Here is a 15,274-nt window from a genome sequence, read left to right on the forward strand (position 1 = left end):
GAGGGCGACTTGTGAGGCGAAGATATGAGAGATTGGCTTAAGCAACTTTTTCGTGGTTCGGGAAAGACATCTACCCAGAAAAAAAGTCCCAACGAAGGAGGGGTGTTAGGTCAGTTTGATCTTTGGGACTGGTGGTATGAGGAATTTGGAGATGAAGAGAGGGGGTATATCATAGGAAAATATAATCCATTCCCAGATTACCCTGAGGGTAAGTCGGTCTTAACGGATGGAAATATTAGTATTGCGCACCCTAGAACCTTCCTGTCTAGCATTGCTCTATGGTTCAACAACCCGGAAGGGTTCTCTGTAGCGCTGAAATTCATGGATAAAGCGCAGACGTACCCACATTCCGAGCTTGATATATTAAGCTATCATTTTGACTGCCATGAGAGAATAAAATTTTACTATCGGTGGAGAAATGAGCTTGAGGAAGCCTTAGAGGCCGCAATCATGGCTTGCAAAGAACAAATTGCCTTAGCCGAAAACGCCGTGCCGGTCTGTCTTGAAAAATTTACATACCTTTCCTCGCCACACGGGCTATGAGCAGCTCGCGATCGTATATGAGAAGCAAGGCAAGCTGGAAGAAGCTATTGCAATTTGTGAGCAGGGGCGAACTCAGGGGTGGGCAAACGATTTTGAAAAGCGACTTGCACGCCTGAATAAGAAGCTTGCAAGGGTAACAGGCAGCGCCAAAGGTGTTTGACTTACAGAGGGAGGCAGCTACTAGAATCTAACAGCGGCAAGGTTCTCCCTGATTTTTAGCATGTGCGAGTCAAGCCACATGGGAGAAAGGCATGGTGGTTGACCTAAAACTGAGTGCTCGATCTTGCGCAGCGCCTTAAATGTGTGCCCTTATGTGTGCCCTTCTGGAGCCGTACCGATCCGTGAAGCCAGTACCCGCAAGGCTTGCGGACATTTTTCTAGTTTCTGCATTGGAAATAAGCAGATTCTCTACTCTTTCCTCTCCGGCTCAAACAGCGCCTCGATAGAGGTTTCGAACACGTCGGCGAGCTTGAAGGCTAGGGTGAGGCTAGGGTCGTAGCGGCCGGTTTCGATGGCGTTGACCGTTTGGCGGGAGACGTCCAGGCGCTCGGCAAGGGCGGCTTGGGATAGGCCCCGCGCCTTGCGCTGCTCGCGGATTTGATTGATCACCGGTAACGCCTCCACCCTATTAGCGTTCCCAGAGCCCATAGCGGCGCCATTACGCTCCAGACGACGAACATCGAAAGCCGTGGAAAGCCTGCGGTTTCGAGAAAGCCGTAGCTGAACGAAAGCAAGGCGGTGCCCACGAAGGCTATCGCCAGCCCTTCCAACTGAATCTTTCTCGCCAGTTCGTCCAGTGTTCTCACTTGGCGAATGACGACGATGGCAATGGTGATCATCGGTACGACGGGAAGCAGCGCCGCCAGGGTGCGCAGCGCTCCCATGGGGAGCGACACCTGCAAGTAGGTGCTCAACGCCACCGTGACGGCGTAGGCGGCCATGGCGAGGGCGAAATGGACGACGTAGCGCTTGTGCGTCATGATGGCATCACTCTAATGGAAAGGAAACTTTACATTAAGGCGGTGCCCGCATTTAGTCAAGAACGCTTTACATAGACAAAGACGCTTTACATACAAAAAAAGGGCCGCAGCGGTTTAGCTGCGGCCCCTCGTTCATTTCACTCTTGCGAATTAGAACATAGTGTTGGTATTGGCCGAGGGCTCGGGTACATCCTGGATGACGTCCCAGTGTTCGACGATCATGCCCTCTTCGACGCGGAAGATATCGACGACGGCCTGGCCGCGATCGTCTTCTCCATTGGTGGAGTGGACGTGTAGCCACACGAGGTCGCCATCGGTGGCGCTACGCACGATCTCGCTGCGGTAGTCGGGATTCTCTTCGAAATACCCGGCAAAGTAAGAGACGAAGGGCTCTTTACCATCCGGCACGTCGGGGTTGTGCTGGATGTACTCCTCGGCAATCACCTCAGGGCTTACATCGACTTCGTGCTCGTTGAAGAACTGGTTGTAGAAGTCGACGACCAACTGACGGTTGGCCTCTTCCTGGTCGAGGTCACGAGGTGCCTCGGCATGGGCGGCAACGGGCAAAAGCGCCATGGCGAGAAGAGCGAGCGGACGTGAGAAAGCGGTTTTCATTATCGAATGCCTGGTTAGTAGCCAACGGTGAAGCGTTGGTTGGGGTGGGCAGGGCGCTCTAGTTCATCGACCATCGCCACGGCGAAGTCTTCAAAGGAGATGCTGGAACCCTCTTCGGAGACCAAGAGGGCGTCCTTGCCCAGGCGGAAAGTGCCGGTGCGCTCGCCGGGAACGAATACGGCCGAGGGCGAGAGAAAGGTCCACTCGGGTTGGGTAATGCCCCGTAGGTAGTCGAGGAACACAGCGCCCGCCGTGGCTTCGGGTTTGTATTCTGGGGGAAAATCAGGCTGATCGACGACGCGCTCACCGGGTGCGACCTCGAGACTGCCTGCGCCGCCTACCACCAAGTAGCGTGGTACCCCGGCATCGCGAACGGCGCTCACCAGCGTAGCGGCATCGGAACCGGTGAAAGGCACCGCGCTGATTACCGCGTCGTGGCCCTTGAAGAGTTCGGCCAACGCCGCCGCGTCGTTGGCATCTCCCGCTACCGCACGCACGTTGGCCAGCGCTTCGATGCGCTCGGGCTGACGAGCAATAGCGGTCACCTGATGCCCGCGTTCGACCAACTCCTTGAGTAGACGTGCGCCCGCATTACCCGAGGCGCCAAGTAGAGCAACGTTAGCCATGAGAATTCTCCTGTGTACCTACTGGGGGGTGTACCTACTGATGTGTACCTATTGGTCAAAAGTCTATTTTTTAGACCACAAGAGTGATCCTATGGTACCTTGTGCGCCCACACAAGAAGTCACAGCCATGTGACCACCTATCTGACTGCCTATCGCCCCTTCATCTTTTGACCTGACGAGGCCTTTCGCATGACCGCCGAGACCGCTGCTCCCTGCCTTGAACAGTGCCCGATTCGTAACGTGCTCGACCGTATTGGCGGGCAGTGGAGTCTATTGATCATCGAAGCGCTGGCGGGTGGAACGCTGCGCTTCAACGAACTACGCCGCGAAATCGATGACATCTCACGCCAGATGCTATCGCGTAACTTGAAGCTACTGGAGCAGGATGGGTTCGTGGCGCGCAAGCTCTACCCCGAAGTGCCGCCACGGGTCGAGTACACCCTTACGCCCCTTGGCCACTCGTTTCTCGTGCCCATGGGTGAGCTAATTCACTGGGCCGATGAGCATCACCACGTCATTCTGGCGTCGCGTCTGGACTATCAGCAACGCAGTGAAAGCAATGCCTAAGCAGCATTGGGCACAGGATTTTCTGCCGCTCGTCCGCGCAAACGCTGTAGCCCCTGCACGGTCAGCAGCGCCAGCAAGAGCACCGCTGCATAGAGCCAGTAGAGGCTTTGCGGTGACCACTCGGCATCCAGCAGCATACCCGCCACTACAGGCGATGCCATGGCACCAAGCCGACCGACTCCGATCACGAATCCTACACCGCTGGTGCGCAGGCGCGCCGCGTAGCTCTGAGGCGCGATGGTGTAGAGGCTCGCCACGGCGCCGTTGAGCAGCATGCCGATACCAAAACCCACGGCAAGTGCTAGACCGAATAGCACCGTGGCGGGCACCATGGCCAGCATCAACAGCGCAGTGAACAAGAGAAAAGCGAACAGCAGGCGATAGCCGCTCACACGACTGGCAAAAAGACCCATCAGCAGCGCCCCCACCATACCGCCAATGGAAAGCAGCATGCCCCCGGCTATGCCATGGCTTGCCGAAAGCCCGCTCTGGGCCAGCAGCTTAGGGGTCCAGCTCATCACGAAGTAGAAGCAGAACATCACCAAAAAGAAGGCCAGCGCCAAGAGTAGCGTGGTGCGCCACTGGGCAGGCGCGAACAACTGCCAGTAACCTTGGGCATCGCCAATCTCCGCGCGATTGTCGGGCAGCGCTTCGAGCGGCGCCTGGCCCATACGGGAAAGAAGCGTATTTACCCGAGCAAGCGCGCGGCGTGGGCGTTTGTAGAGCAAGAAGTCGAGCGATTCCGGCAACAGCAGAGTACAGGCGGCCCCCGCTACCAAGGTGATCACGCCGCCATAGAGAAACACGTAGCGCCAGCCCAAGGTCTCGTTGAGCTCGGTGGCCAGAAGCCCACCCAGCGTTGCCCCCAGGGCAAAGCCCACCGACTGCAGGCCGATGGCGAGCCCACGCCAACGAGCGTTGGCGTTTTCGCTGGTCAAGACGTTAGCCCCCACCAGGATCACGCCTACTCCGACCCCGGTGATAAGACGCAGCACCCCAAGCGTCATCGGCCCCGCACTGTAGTAGGAAAGCAGCATGCCTACGCCGCTGACCAGCAAACTCGCCAGTAGCAACGGGCGGCGGCCAAAGCGATCGGCCAGTGGTGCCACGAACACCGAGCCTATCGCCATTCCCACCACGCCGGCGCTAAGCAGCAACCCCAGTTGGGCGCCGCTGAGCGACCATTCGGCCGAGACGCTGGTAGCGGTGAACGCCATCGCCATCACGTCGAGCCCGTCCACTGCGTTGAGTACCAGACACAATAAAACCACCAGCCACTGAAAGGGCGACATGGGGCTCGACTCTAACCGTTCGCGAAGGCTCAGCGTGCTCATCGTTCATCCTCATATTCAGGACATTAAAAAGCCCACCGCCGAAAGCAGTGGGCTAGCAAAGATATCCGCGCTATTCGCCCCAGACGTCGCGCGCGACTTGCACCACGAGTTCGAGCTTGGCTTTCTGCTGCGCTTCGCTCAGCGAGTTACCCTCTTCGGTAGAGGCGAACCCACATTGGGTGCTCAGACAGAGCTGATCGAGGCTTACGTACTGCGCCGCCTCATGAATGCGCGCCTTGATGGCCTCTGGGTCTTCGAGCTCGCCAGTCTTACTGGTCACAAGCCCAAGTACCGCTTTCTGATGGCCCGGCTTGATGAAGCGCAGCGGAGCGAAATCACCGGCGCGGTCAGTGTCGTATTCGAGGAAGTAGGCGTCGATGGCCACCGAGCCAAACAGCAGCTCTGCCACCGGCTCATAGCCGCCCTCAGAGATCCAGGTGGAGCGGAAGTTGCCGCGACATACGTGCATGCCGATGACCAGATCATCGGGCTTACCCTCGAGCGCCTTGTTGATGGTGCGAGCGTACGCCTTGGCCAGCACGTCCGGGTCCTCGCCGCGCTCGATAACGAGCTGGCGCTGGGCGTCGGAGCAGAGATAGGCCCATACGGTATCGTCGAGCTGAAGGTAGCGGCAGCCCGCGTCGTAGAACGCCTTGATTGCCTGTTGATAAACCTTGGCTAGGTCATCGAAGAAGTCGTCGATGTCTGGATAGACCTCGGCGCTGACGGCTTTGCGACCGCTTCTAAAATGCAGCACGCTGGGGCTTGGGATGGTCATCTTGGGCATGGCACTGCCTGAGATGCTAGCCAGATACTTGAAATCCTCGAGCATGGGATGCTCGCCAAAGCCAAGCTTGCCCGTCACTTTCACGCTGCGCGACTTGGTTTGCACACCGTTGAACTGAATGCCCTGGTCGGCATCGTAGCCTTCCACACCCTCGAGCCCTTCGAAGAAGTCGAAGTGCCACCAAGCGCGACGGAATTCACCGTCGGTCACTACGTTTAAGCCGCACTGGCATTGGCTCTCAACGGCGTGACGAATGGCCTCATCCTCGACGCGGCGAAGCGCCTGCGCGTCGAGCTCACCGGCCTGACGCGCCAACCGCGCCTGCTTGATCGAATCCGGGCGCAGCAGGCTACCGACGACGTCAGCGCGAAAGGGGGCGGCATTCAAGCTCATAGGTGTCTCCCAAATTAGTCAGCTAATGAACGCTATGCTCCAGGATTAGCGATTCATATGAAAGCGATAATTTTTGAAGTTAACATGAGCAAAATTCATAGTTAGCGGCGCTATCAACCTTCTCCCACTAACCATTCGGCCTCATAGCGACTCGCATCGCCCAATAGCGGCGTCAGCTCTGTCATGGCCGACGCCAGCCGTTCATCGAGCCCCCAGGGTGGATTGATCACCAGCATGCCGCTTGCGTACATGCCGTGGCTCTGCGTACCCGGTGGGCGCTGAATCAGTTCGCTGCGCCAAATTTTGCTGATACCGCTCGCCGTGAGCGCCTCGAGTAGGGTGCGATGGTGTCCTGCAGGTAGCAGCGGGTACCAAATTGCCACGACGGCGTGGCGCGCTTTGGCAAGCGTAAAGGCAACCGTCTCGGCCACTTCCTGATACTCGCTCTTGCGCTCGTAGCTAGGGTCGATCAGCACACATAGGCGCGGCGTGGCTACCGGCAGGCGCTTGCGAAGCCCCTCTAGCCCGTCGGCGTGGATACGCTTCGCGTTAGCGGGCAGGCGCTGCTCTCCCAGGTGACGGTGCTCGCCGGGGTGAAGCTCGAACAGCGTCAGCGCATCCTGAGCGCGCAGCGCGTGGCTAAACCACCAGGGCGAGCCGGGATAGTGAGTGAGTGCACCTTGACTAGACTTTGACGTTGCTGGCTGTGATAGCGCCAAGGCGGCGAGCCAATCGCGGTTCAACTCATCGTGTAGGCGCGCCTTGGGCTGCCAAAGCTTGATTACCCCGCCTTGGTGCTCCTTGAGGCGTTGGCTCTCTGGAGCATCGAGCGGATAGTGACCGCGCCCGGCATGGGTGTCGATATATGTAATGGCCGTTTTTTTACGTAATAAGTGATCAAGGATGGCGTAAAGCGTAATGTGCTTGTGCACGTCGGCAAAGTTGCCGGCGTGATAGGCGTGCTGATAAGAGAGCATGAAAGGCCACCAGGGAGATGAAACCGAGCGATGAAAAAAGCCCGCCTCGAGGCTGGCGGGCTTTGTCATGATACGTCAGCAAAAAGGATCAGGGCTGATAGTTCTGCGCCGCGTTGGTCGGCGTCAAAGTAATCTCGACGCGACGGTTTTGCGCGCGACCCTGTTCGTTGTCATTGCTTGCGACCGGCTGGGTGGCGCCATAGCCCGAAGTGACCAAGCGCGAAGACGACACGCCGCGCTGGCTCAGGTAGCTACCTACAGCCTGGGCGCGTCGCTCGGAAAGACCCTGGTTGTAGTTGGCGTTCCCTACGCTGTCGGTATGTCCGGCAATATTGACGCGCGTATCGGTGTACTGCGCCAGTACGTTACCCACCTCGTTGAGCGCGCTGCGGGCATCGGGGGTGAGGTCGGCTGAGTCGAAGCCGAAGGTCACGCTGCTCGGCATGTTGAGCACAATGTCGTCACCGCGACGGTCGATCTCGATGCGCGAGCCCTGAAGGCTTTCACGCAGCTGATTCTCCTGGCGATCCATGTAGGCGCCCACGCCAGCACCAGCGGCCGCGCCTACGGCTGCGCCGATCAGCGCGCGATCGCGACGGCTGGTGCTGCCATCACCGGAAAGCGCACCGGCTGCTGCCCCAATCGCTGCACCGATCCCGGTACCCATACCGGTGCTCGAGCGCTGTGTCTGGCCGCCGTAAGGGTCCGACGTAGCGCAGCCTGCCACCAAAATGGCCGCTGCCAGCGGGGTCATGAGTCGAGATATACGCATCACTCTCTCCTTGATGGATCGTTAACGTTGTGGCGTTTCGTCGCTGATCATCGCCAGCAACTCGTTCAAGAATAATAGACCCTGAGGCGATGCTTGAAGGATTTCGGGCATTTCCATCAAAAGTCCTTTTTCTCGCGCCGCCGCCAAGCGGGGTTCGAGCACCTTGCGCTCGAGGCCCGTATGAGCCTCCCAAGCGCTCATTATCACGCCATCGGTGAGGCGTAGCGCATTCATGGCGAACTCAAGCGGTAACTCGTCCGGCATCACTTGGCGCTTGCCCGCCACGAAACCGCGCGGGTCGTTATCACGCCGCAAATACGCCTCGGGCTGACGCGTTTTCCACAGGCGTTGGACCACAAGCTCGCCCGAAGGATCCCGCACGCTTAGCTTGGCATGGGCACCGGCGCCGATGCCGAGGTAATCTCCAAACCGCCAGTAGTTGAGATTATGTTGGCTCTGCTTACCTGGGGTTGCATAGGCGGAGATCTCGTAGCGGGTAAAGCCGGCGCTCTCCAGCCGCTCGTGGCCCAGCTCCTGAATATCCCACAGCGCCTCCTCTTCGGGCAGCGTTGGCGGCTGAGAGTGAAAGGCGGTATTGGGCTCGAGGGTAAGCTGATACCAGGAGAGGTGATCGGGCGAAAGCGCCAGCGCCTGATCGATATCGGCCAGCGCGAGCGTCATCGTTTGCCCCGGTAAACCGTGCATCAGGTCGATATTGATATTGTTAAATCCGGCGCGACGCGCCTGCCCCACGGCCTTAATGGCCTCATCACCACCATGAATGCGCCCAAGGGCTTCGAGCTGGGCGGGTTGAAAGCTCTGAATACCCAGCGAGAGGCGATCGATTCCCGCCTCGCAATAGCCCTCGAAACGCGCCTGCTCGGTGGTGCCTGGGTTGGCCTCCATGGTGATTTCGATAGCCGACGAAAAATGTAAGCGAGCGCTCACTTCCTTCATTAGGCGCTGATAGAACCCTGGTGAGAGCAAACTCGGTGTGCCGCCGCCAATGAAGATAGAGATGAGCTCGCGCTCTCCCGCCCAGGTGAGATCGGCGTCGAGATCAGCGAGCAGCGCCTCCAAGTAGGCAGTTTCTGGCAACGTCTTACCCTGGGGCTCATGGGAGTTGAAGTCGCAATAAGGACATTTGCGTACGCACCAGGGGGTGTGGATATACAACGATAGCGGCGGCAACGACTTAGCCATGCGCCACCTTGAGTAGATCGACAAGACCCTGTAGCGCGCGGCCGCGGTGGCTAAGCCGATTCTTGGTTTCAGCCGAAAGCTCGGCCACACTCATGTTTTGATCGGGCAGCCAGAACAGCGGGTCGTAACCAAAGCCGCCCTCGCCGCGCGGATGCGCCAGAATCTCACCCTCCCAGCTGCGCTGAACGATGACCGGCACGGGATCGTCGGGGTGGCGCAGATAGACCAGCACGCACCAGTAGCGCCCGCTACGTTGGCCTTCGACACAGTCCGCCAGCGCCGTTAGCAGCTTTTCGTTGTTACGCGTGTCGCTTTTGGGCTCACCGGCAAAGCGCGCCGAATAGATACCCGGCGCGCCGTGGAGCGCGTCTACTTCGAGGCCGGAGTCATCGGCAAGCGCTGGCAGGCCGCTGACGCGACTGGCTTCGCGCGCCTTTAGCAAGGCATTTTCGACGAAGGTGAGCCCAGTCTCTTCGACATCGTGAACGCCAAAATCCGCCTGGGGGCGCACATCGAATCCCAGCGGCTTGAGCAGCCCATCGAACTCTTTTAGTTTTCCAGCGTTGCCGCTGGCCAGCACCAGGGTTTTCTCGGCCGTCATGGCGTTTCTCCTGTGGATAGAACAGAAAGTGTACGTTCACTTACCGCTTTCGCAAGCACCTCGCTTGCGCATACCACCCTTTAAACACCCCAAATAAACATCCCGCGTATTAAAAATACCCAGAGCCGCACGCAGGCGGCTCTGGGGTAAGGCTTTACGTGTGGCGAACGCTTGGCAACAACGGCTTGCGTAGCGCCAGTGAATGCTTACATCAGCGAGAAGGCTTTCTCGGCGGCATCCAGCGTGAACTGGATGTCTTCGGCGCTATGGGCGCTGGACATAAAGCCTGCCTCGAACGCCGAGGGTGCAAGATAGACGCCTTGGTCGAGCATCGCCCCGAAGAAGCGGCGGAAGGCCTCGGGATCGCAGGCGGTCGCTTGGGCGAAGTTATCGACCCGGCGCTGGGAGGTGAAGAAGACCCCAAACATACCGCCAGCGGACTGGGTCATCATCGCCACTCGCGCGGCGTCGGCGCGCTCCTGAAGCCCATGGCAAAGCGTTTCGACACGCTGGCTCAAGGCATCGTGGAAGCCCGGCGTGCGCAGTTTGCCAAGCAGAGTAATGCCTGCCGCCATGGCCAAGGGGTTGCCCGAGAGCGTGCCCGCTTGGTAGATCGGCCCCATGGGCGAGATGTTCTGCATGATCTCGCGCTTACCGCCGAAGGCGCCCACCGGCATTCCACCGCCGACGATCTTGCCAAGGCACGTAAGGTCGGGAGTAATGCCGTAGTGCGCCTGGGCACCGCCGAGCGCCACACGAAAACCGGTCATCACCTCGTCGAAGATCAGGATGCTGCCGTGCTCGTCGCACACCCGGCGCAGCGTCTCCAAGAAGCCAGGCTGAGGCGGAATGCAGTTCATGTTGCCGGCCACCGGCTCGACGATGATGCAGGCGATCTGCTCGCCGATCTCGGCAAAGCACGCTTCCACCCCTTCCGGGTCGTTATAGGAGAGCGTCACGGTGTGTTCGGCCAGTGCCGCCGGCACGCCGGGTGAGCTCGGCTCGCCGTGGGTCAGCGCGCCGGAACCGGCCTTCACCAGCAGCGAATCCGAGTGGCCGTGGTAGTTGCCCTCGAACTTGACGATCTTGTCGCGGCCGGTGCTGCCACGGGCCAGGCGAATCGCCGACATGGTCGCCTCGGTGCCGGAACTGGTCATGCGCACCATCTCCATGGAGGGAATCATCTCGCAGATCAGCTCTGCCATGGTGGTCTCGACGGCAGTGGGCGTACCGAAGGAGAGGCCGTTGTCGAGGCGCGCGCGTACCGCCGCCAGCACGTCCTGATCGGCGTGACCGGTGATCATCGGCCCCCAGGAGCCGACGTAGTCGACGTAGCGCTTGCCTTCGACGTCGAACAGGTAGGCGCCCTGGGCGCGCTCCATGAACACGGGGGGACGATGCAGCCCTTTGAAGGCGCGCACCGGAGAGTTGACGCCACCGGGAATATGGCGGCTGGCAAGATCGAAGAGTTCAGCGGAGGTGGTCATAACATCCTCAACGGTTACGGTGATTCATCTGGCCACCTCGACAAACGAGGCAGGCGATTGGGCAGGTACTGGCCGCGTTCGGGGCGGTACGCCTTGGCAAGGCTCTGCCAAGCGAACGCCTGCGCCTGCTCGCAGGCGGTAAGCAAGCGCTCACCAACGGCAAGGCGCGCGGCGATGGCCGAGGCCAGCGTACAGCCGGAGCCGTGGTACTGCCCCGGCAAACGCTGCCACTGCCATTGCCGCGTGGCCTCCGGCGAGTGCAGCGTATGCACCACGTAAGCAGCCTCAGCAGCGGTTTCGGAGCGCACGGGTAGCGGGTCATCGGTGCCGGTCACCAATACCGCTTGGCAGCCATGGGAGATCAGCGTCACCGCCCGAGCGGTGTCGTCTGCGCCGGGCGTGGTGGCGGTCAGTTGGGCCAGCTCGAAGCGGTTGGGCGTCAAAATATCCACGCAGGGCAGCAGGCGCTCGACGTAGAGCGCATGAAGCTCGGCGGAAGTCAGCGTCGCGCCGCCACCGGCCTTGAGCACCGGGTCGGCCACCACGGGCACGCCGGGAAAACGACGAATGATCTCCACTACGGCCAACAGTGTGGCGCGGTCGGCCACCAACCCCACCTTGATGGCGGCGATCGGCTCGGCTTCAAGGGCATCGACCATCGCCCGCATGGCGTCAGCCGCCACCGGCATCACTTGGCGCACATCAACGCCGTTTTGCACCGTTAGCGCCGTGGGCACCGTCAGCGCCCAGCCGCCGCAGGCGGCAATGGTTTCGCTATCGGCGATTAGGCCCGCACCGCCGGTGGGGTCGTGTCCCGCCAAGACCAGCACCAGCGGCGGCATGGGACGCGTACTCAAAAGGGTTTCACCACGGCCAGAATCACCGCCCCGATCAGAACGATTACCGGCAGCTCGTTGAACCAGCGAAAGAAAACATGACTGCGCTGGCAGCGCCCGGTCGCCAACTGCTTGAGATAGATCAAGCAGACATGGTGATAGGCGATCAATAGCGCGATGAGCAAGAGCTTCGCGTGCATCCACCCCTGGCTAAGCCAGGCGGGCACCAGCCACAGCATCCAGCCGCCGAAGAGCAGCACCACGATCATCGAAGGCATCATGATGCCGCGATAGAGCTTGCGCTCCATCGTGACGAAATAGCCAATCGCCTGCTGATCGTCGCGATCGCGGGCGTGGGCGTGATAAACGAACAGCCGTGGCAAATAGAACAGCGCGGCGAACCAGGTCACCACGGCCATCAGGTGGATGGCTTTCGCCCATAAATACATGCTGGCTCCTTACACGGGGGGCTTGTTGCGTTGCACGTCGAGATCGCGCGGGTCGGCATAATGATAATAGCGCTCTATGGCGCCGCGGGTGATGATACCCGAAATTCGCTGCTGCTTCGGGCGATAGCCGTGAATCACGTAGAGTGCATCGAGGGTGCGATCCTGCAGCGCAATGAACGCCTCGGAAAGCGTCGCCTGCAGGGCGATGGGCGCCATCTCCAAGCGCTCGCCTGGAATTTCGAGCAGGTCGATGCGCGTCTCGCTCGCGGTATCCGGCGCGCTGGCATCCTCTTCGGCCTCTTTCTCGCTCTGGCGTTCGTCATACTTGAGCAGCCAGCGGGCAAGATCGGCGGCCTTGAGGCCGATAAAGGGCTTCTCTTCGCTCGAGCGCTCGATGAGCAGCCACACCGGATTGCCCTCGAGCAGCCGCCGCGCCTGCGCGACCGTTACCTCGCGCTCGCAGCGGGCAAGCCCGCGCTCCATCACCGCCGGTACCGACACGCGCGAGAGCGCCTGCATCAAGGGCTGCTGCAGCGGATGGCGGCCATAGCGCACCGAACTGACGAAAAAGCCCTCACAGTGGGTAAGCTGGCGTGCCGTTAGGCAGGCCACCACCACGGTGAGCATGCCGGGCAGCATCAAACTCGGCGAGTGGGTCAGTTCGAGCAGAGCCATCAACGCCGCTAGCGGCGCCTGAAGTACAGCGCCCATCATCGCCGCCATACCGAGCATGGCGTAGATACCGGGGTCGGCGGCGTGTTGCGGCCATAGCCAGCCGCCTAGCTGGCCGTTCAGCGCTCCTGCCGCCGCGCCGACCACCAAAACCGGGCCGATGATACCGATGGGCACGCCGCCAGCGACGGTCAGCGCCGTTAGCAGTAGCTTGGCGATCACCAGGGCCAACAGTAGTTGGAAGCCGAGCTGGTTGTTGAGCGCGGCGGCAGCGCTGTCGTACCCAATCCCCTGCACCTCGGGCAGCCAGAAAGCCACGCCACTGGTGGCGATACCCACCAGGCAAAGCCGCAGCCACAGCGGCCGCGAGGTCAACCACTTGCTTTGCGAGACATGGATGAAAAGCCCCGCTAACAGCCCGATCATCAGCCCCGTGACGACGATCCAGGGCAGATTGATGAGCGACCCCAAAGCCACTTCGGGAATTCGGAAGGCGGGCTCGTTGCCGTAAACGAGCTGCGCGACCAGCGCCCCCATGGTGGAGGCCAGAATCACCGGCATGAAGCTCATCAGGGTATATTCCATCATCACCACTTCCATGGCGAAGATCACCCCGGCCAAGGGCGTATTGAACGACGCCGAAATGCCCGCTGCGGTACCGCAGGCGACCAGCACACGCAGGCTGTTGTTGGGCAAGCGTAGCTTGAGCCCCAGGCCGCTGGATGCCGCAGCGCCCAAGTGAATGGCTGGGCCTTCGCGCCCGGCAGAGAGCCCACCCAGTACCGATACCACGCCCACCCACCACTGGTTGAGCCAGTTGCGTAAGGGAAACCGCCCCTGATGGTAGGAGAGCCGCTCGATCACGTGGCCCACGCCGAGCTTGCGCGCGCTTTTTTTCTGGCGGTAGAGAAACACTCCTACCATGGCAACGGCCACCAGCGGCAAGAGCGCCCGCAGCCAGGGAGCAAGCCCCTCGAAGGCCTCGGGATCGTTGTTCGGCATATAGAGAGTGGCGCCGAGCTCCAAAAGCAGACGAAAGGCCACCATCAGCGCGCCGGTGATCACCCCCGAGATCAGCCCCAATACGCACAGCTGCGGCAGGGCATCGACGTTGGCCAACTGGCGACGAAAGCTTTCCAGGGTGAAGTCGGAGCGGGAAAAGCGCGCCACGGCAGGGCTCCTTGGGCATGTTGTGGTAATACGTGTGTACCATACCCCCATCCTAGACGACAGGCGACGGCTCGCCGCAGAGGCAGCGTCGCGCTATCATCGCCCCAGGGTCGTCCCGTCATCAACGCGAAATTCGCAAGGAGTGGTTCGTGATCAAGGTTGGTATCGTCGGCGGAACCGGTTACACCGGCGTCGAGCTTCTTAGACTACTCGCCCAACACCCCGACGTCAGCGTGGAGACGATCACTTCGCGCTCCGAAGCAGGCGTGAAGGTGTGCGACATGTACCCCAACCTGCGCGGCCACTATGACCGCCTCGCCTTCAGCGAGCCCGATGCCCGCGCGCTCGGCGCGCTCGATGCGGTGTTCTTCGCCACTCCCCACGGCGTCGCCCACGCGCTGGCCGGAGAGCTTTTGGATAACGGCACCCGGGTCATCGATCTCTCAGCGGATTTCCGCCTGCGCGATGCCACTGAGTGGAGCCGCTGGTACGACCAGGCCCACGGCGCCCCTGCGCTGTTGGGCGAGGCCGTCTATGGGCTTCCTGAGATGCACCGCGAGAAGATCAAAAACGCGCGCCTGATCGCCGTTCCCGGCTGCTACCCAACGGCGGTTCAGCTTGGCTTCTTACCGCTGCTCGAAGCAGGGCTAGTCGATGCAAGCCAGCTGATCGCCGACTGTAAGTCTGGCGTCACCGGTGCCGGGCGCGGCGCTAAAGTGCCTTCGCTATTGGCCGAGGCCAGCGAATCGTTCAAAGCCTACGGCGCCTCTGGCCATCGCCACCTGCCGGAAATTCGCCAGGGGCTCAACGACATGCACGACACACCGGTGGGCCTCACCTTCGTGCCTCACCTTGCGCCCATGATTCGCGGCATCCACGCGACGCTCTACGCGCGGCTCGATGCCAAGGCCGGGGATCTGCAGGCACTGTTCGAAAACCGCTACGCAAACGAGCCCTTCGTCGATGTCATGCCCGCCGGTAGCCACCCCGAAACACGCAGCGTTAAGGGCAACAACACCTGCCGCCTAGCGGTGCATCGCCCCGAAGGCAGCGATACCGTGGTGGTACTCTCGGTGATCGATAACCTGGTCAAGGGCGCTTCGGGCCAAGCGATTCAGAACCTCAACCTGATGTTCGGCTTCGATGAGAAGGCAGGGCTCAATGCGCCAGCGCTGATGCCCTAACAAGCCCTGCTACGGCGTCGCCAGATAGCTACCCAATAGATAAGTTCTCATAGATAGTTCCCGGCAATAGTTGACCCT

Annotated in this window: 17 protein-coding genes; 3 read left to right on the forward strand and 14 right to left on the reverse strand. The window is 60.5% G+C overall.

Translation table 11 applies throughout. From position 1 onward, the window contains the following. Window positions 1-24: 24 nt before the first annotated feature. Window positions 25-543 carry a hypothetical protein gene (locus LLY24_RS00275; RefSeq protein ID WP_259034268.1) on the forward strand — a complete coding sequence of 173 codons (519 nt, stop codon included), beginning with the start codon at window positions 25-27 and terminating at the stop codon, window positions 541-543. A 408-nt stretch (window positions 544-951) separates the two neighbouring features. Here the strand turns inward: LLY24_RS00275 and LLY24_RS00280 are convergent, their stop codons facing one another. The 4 genes from LLY24_RS00280 to LLY24_RS00295 form a co-directional block, all read right to left on the reverse strand. Further along, the gene (locus tag LLY24_RS00280; protein WP_259034269.1) at window positions 952-1,152 is read right to left on the reverse strand and encodes a helix-turn-helix transcriptional regulator; all 201 of its coding nucleotides are present in this window, start codon (window positions 1,150-1,152) and stop codon (window positions 952-954) included. Further along, entirely contained in the window at window positions 1,149-1,523 is a 375-nt protein-coding gene (locus LLY24_RS00285; RefSeq protein WP_259034270.1) for a hypothetical protein, read from the reverse strand. The genes LLY24_RS00280 and LLY24_RS00285 overlap by 4 nt, the downstream gene beginning before the upstream one ends. A 150-nt stretch (window positions 1,524-1,673) precedes the next feature. Then, the gene (locus LLY24_RS00290; RefSeq protein ID WP_259034271.1) at window positions 1,674-2,138 is read right to left on the reverse strand and encodes a nuclear transport factor 2 family protein; all 465 of its coding nucleotides are present in this window, start codon (window positions 2,136-2,138) and stop codon (window positions 1,674-1,676) included. A gap of 14 nt (window positions 2,139-2,152) precedes the next feature. Next, the gene (locus tag LLY24_RS00295; RefSeq protein WP_259034272.1) at window positions 2,153-2,764 is read right to left on the reverse strand and encodes an NAD(P)-dependent oxidoreductase; all 612 of its coding nucleotides are present in this window, start codon (window positions 2,762-2,764) and stop codon (window positions 2,153-2,155) included. Between the two features lie 189 nt (window positions 2,765-2,953). Between LLY24_RS00295 and LLY24_RS00300 the strand changes: the two genes are divergently transcribed. Further along, the gene (locus LLY24_RS00300; protein ID WP_259034273.1) at window positions 2,954-3,331 is read left to right on the forward strand and encodes a winged helix-turn-helix transcriptional regulator; all 378 of its coding nucleotides are present in this window, start codon (window positions 2,954-2,956) and stop codon (window positions 3,329-3,331) included. Here LLY24_RS00300 and LLY24_RS00305 read toward each other — a convergent pair. The 10 genes from LLY24_RS00305 to LLY24_RS00350 form a co-directional block, all read right to left on the reverse strand. Beyond that, window positions 3,328-4,665 carry an MFS transporter gene (locus LLY24_RS00305; protein ID WP_259034274.1) on the reverse strand — a complete coding sequence of 446 codons (1,338 nt, stop codon included), beginning with the start codon at window positions 4,663-4,665 and terminating at the stop codon, window positions 3,328-3,330. The two genes, LLY24_RS00300 and LLY24_RS00305, sit on opposite strands and share 4 nt — an antisense overlap. Window positions 4,666-4,735: 70 nt before the next feature. Then, window positions 4,736-5,845, reverse strand: coding sequence for a cobalamin-independent methionine synthase II family protein (locus LLY24_RS00310; protein ID WP_259034275.1), 1,110 nt, complete (start codon window positions 5,843-5,845; stop codon window positions 4,736-4,738). A gap of 113 nt (window positions 5,846-5,958) precedes the next feature. Further along, window positions 5,959-6,822, reverse strand: a complete 864-nt coding sequence (locus LLY24_RS00315) for a 23S rRNA (adenine(2030)-N(6))-methyltransferase RlmJ (protein WP_259034875.1) — start codon at window positions 6,820-6,822, stop codon at window positions 5,959-5,961. Window positions 6,823-6,910: 88 nt separating this feature from the next. Then, on the reverse strand, window positions 6,911-7,594 hold the full coding sequence (locus LLY24_RS00320; RefSeq protein ID WP_259034276.1) for a YiaD family glycine zipper/OmpA-like lipoprotein: 684 nt from the start codon (window positions 7,592-7,594) through the stop codon (window positions 6,911-6,913). Window positions 7,595-7,615: 21 nt separating this feature from the next. After that, window positions 7,616-8,797 (reverse strand): radical SAM family heme chaperone HemW, encoded by a 1,182-nt coding sequence (gene hemW, locus LLY24_RS00325; RefSeq protein WP_259034277.1) that lies wholly within the window; start codon window positions 8,795-8,797, stop codon window positions 7,616-7,618. Continuing rightward, window positions 8,790-9,398 (reverse strand): RdgB/HAM1 family non-canonical purine NTP pyrophosphatase, encoded by a 609-nt coding sequence (gene rdgB, locus LLY24_RS00330; RefSeq protein WP_259034278.1) that lies wholly within the window; start codon window positions 9,396-9,398, stop codon window positions 8,790-8,792. The genes hemW and rdgB overlap by 8 nt, the downstream gene beginning before the upstream one ends. 206 nt (window positions 9,399-9,604) lie before the next feature. Continuing rightward, a complete protein-coding gene (hemL, locus tag LLY24_RS00335) occupies window positions 9,605-10,885 on the reverse strand; it encodes a glutamate-1-semialdehyde 2,1-aminomutase (protein WP_259034279.1) in 1,281 nt (426 codons plus the stop codon). Window positions 10,886-10,899: 14 nt separating this feature from the next. Next, on the reverse strand, window positions 10,900-11,727 hold the full coding sequence (thiD, locus tag LLY24_RS00340; RefSeq protein WP_259034876.1) for a bifunctional hydroxymethylpyrimidine kinase/phosphomethylpyrimidine kinase: 828 nt from the start codon (window positions 11,725-11,727) through the stop codon (window positions 10,900-10,902). 11 nt (window positions 11,728-11,738) lie between these two features. Continuing rightward, the gene (gene hemJ, locus LLY24_RS00345; RefSeq protein WP_259034280.1) at window positions 11,739-12,170 is read right to left on the reverse strand and encodes a protoporphyrinogen oxidase HemJ; all 432 of its coding nucleotides are present in this window, start codon (window positions 12,168-12,170) and stop codon (window positions 11,739-11,741) included. A 9-nt stretch (window positions 12,171-12,179) separates the two neighbouring features. After that, window positions 12,180-14,012, reverse strand: a complete 1,833-nt coding sequence (locus LLY24_RS00350) for a chloride channel protein (RefSeq protein ID WP_259034281.1) — start codon at window positions 14,010-14,012, stop codon at window positions 12,180-12,182. Between the two features lie 149 nt (window positions 14,013-14,161). Between LLY24_RS00350 and argC the strand changes: the two genes are divergently transcribed. Further along, the gene (argC, locus tag LLY24_RS00355) at window positions 14,162-15,196 is read left to right on the forward strand and encodes an N-acetyl-gamma-glutamyl-phosphate reductase (protein WP_259034282.1); all 1,035 of its coding nucleotides are present in this window, start codon (window positions 14,162-14,164) and stop codon (window positions 15,194-15,196) included. Window positions 15,197-15,274: the final 78 nt, after the last annotated feature.

This window comes from Halomonas dongshanensis (assembly GCF_024790395.1).
Taxonomy (GTDB): Bacteria; Pseudomonadota; Gammaproteobacteria; order Pseudomonadales; family Halomonadaceae; genus Vreelandella; species Vreelandella dongshanensis.

Excerpts from the sequence above, each read along its gene's own strand:
- LLY24_RS00295 (WP_259034272.1), bottom strand. The coding sequence starts at position 2,764 with ATGGCTAACGTTGCTCTACTTGGCGCCTCGGGTAATGCGGGCGCACGT.
- thiD (WP_259034876.1), bottom strand. The coding sequence starts at position 11,727 with ATGCCGCCGCTGGTGCTGGTCTTGGCGGGACACGACCCCACCGGCGGT.
- LLY24_RS00320 (WP_259034276.1), bottom strand. The coding sequence starts at position 7,594 with ATGCGTATATCTCGACTCATGACCCCGCTGGCAGCGGCCATTTTGGTG.
- LLY24_RS00315 (WP_259034875.1), bottom strand. The coding sequence starts at position 6,822 with ATGCTCTCTTATCAGCACGCCTATCACGCCGGCAACTTTGCCGACGTG.
- LLY24_RS00305 (WP_259034274.1), bottom strand. The coding sequence starts at position 4,665 with ATGAGCACGCTGAGCCTTCGCGAACGGTTAGAGTCGAGCCCCATGTCG.
- hemL (WP_259034279.1), bottom strand. The coding sequence starts at position 10,885 with ATGACCACCTCCGCTGAACTCTTCGATCTTGCCAGCCGCCATATTCCC.
- hemW (WP_259034277.1), bottom strand. The coding sequence starts at position 8,797 with ATGGCTAAGTCGTTGCCGCCGCTATCGTTGTATATCCACACCCCCTGG.
- LLY24_RS00290 (WP_259034271.1), bottom strand. The coding sequence starts at position 2,138 with ATGAAAACCGCTTTCTCACGTCCGCTCGCTCTTCTCGCCATGGCGCTT.
- LLY24_RS00310 (WP_259034275.1), bottom strand. The coding sequence starts at position 5,845 with ATGAGCTTGAATGCCGCCCCCTTTCGCGCTGACGTCGTCGGTAGCCTG.
- LLY24_RS00275 (WP_259034268.1), top strand. The coding sequence starts at position 25 with ATGAGAGATTGGCTTAAGCAACTTTTTCGTGGTTCGGGAAAGACATCT.
- rdgB (WP_259034278.1), bottom strand. The coding sequence starts at position 9,398 with ATGACGGCCGAGAAAACCCTGGTGCTGGCCAGCGGCAACGCTGGAAAA.
- LLY24_RS00300 (WP_259034273.1), top strand. The coding sequence starts at position 2,954 with ATGACCGCCGAGACCGCTGCTCCCTGCCTTGAACAGTGCCCGATTCGT.
- LLY24_RS00285 (WP_259034270.1), bottom strand. The coding sequence starts at position 1,523 with ATGACGCACAAGCGCTACGTCGTCCATTTCGCCCTCGCCATGGCCGCC.
- hemJ (WP_259034280.1), bottom strand. The coding sequence starts at position 12,170 with ATGTATTTATGGGCGAAAGCCATCCACCTGATGGCCGTGGTGACCTGG.